The sequence below is a fragment of the Pantoea stewartii subsp. stewartii genome (assembly GCF_008801695.1).
Lineage (GTDB): Bacteria > Pseudomonadota > Gammaproteobacteria > Enterobacterales > Enterobacteriaceae > Pantoea > Pantoea stewartii.
Genome location: NZ_VZPF01000279.1, coordinates 1 through 434 on the forward strand (window position 1 = coordinate 1; position 434 = coordinate 434).

Consider the following 434-nt stretch of genomic DNA (forward strand, 5'->3'; position numbering starts at 1 on the left):
GGTAATCGCATAGTGCGCTTTGTTAAATTGAGGTTAAAAGAAAATTATGATGCGAATCGCGCTCTTCCTGCTGACGAACCTGGCGGTGATGGTCGTCTTCGGGCTGGTTCTGAGCCTGACAGGGATACAGTCGAGCAGCGTACAAGGCTTGCTGATTATGGCGCTGCTGTTTGGTTTTGGCGGTTCTTTTATTTCATTGCTGATGTCCAAATGGATGGCGTTAAAATCAGTAGGAGGGGAGGTTATTGAACAGCCTCGCAATGAAAGAGAACGCTGGTTGATGAACACAGTAGCAACGCAAGCGCGGCAGGCCGGTATCGCTATGCCGCAGGTTGCCATCTACCATGCGCCAGACATTAACGCGTTTGCGACGGGCGCACGCCGTGACGCCTCATTGGTCGCTGTGAGCACCGGTCTGTTGCAAAACATGAGTC

General features: G+C 51.8%; 1 protein-coding gene. It reads left to right on the forward strand.

What is annotated here, in order from left to right; all coding sequences use genetic code 11:
* Positions 1 to 46: 46 nt before the first annotated feature.
* A partial coding sequence (locus F7Q90_RS26170) for a M48 family metalloprotease (RefSeq protein ID WP_151161224.1) occupies positions 47 to 434 on the forward strand: 388 nt, incomplete at its 3' end.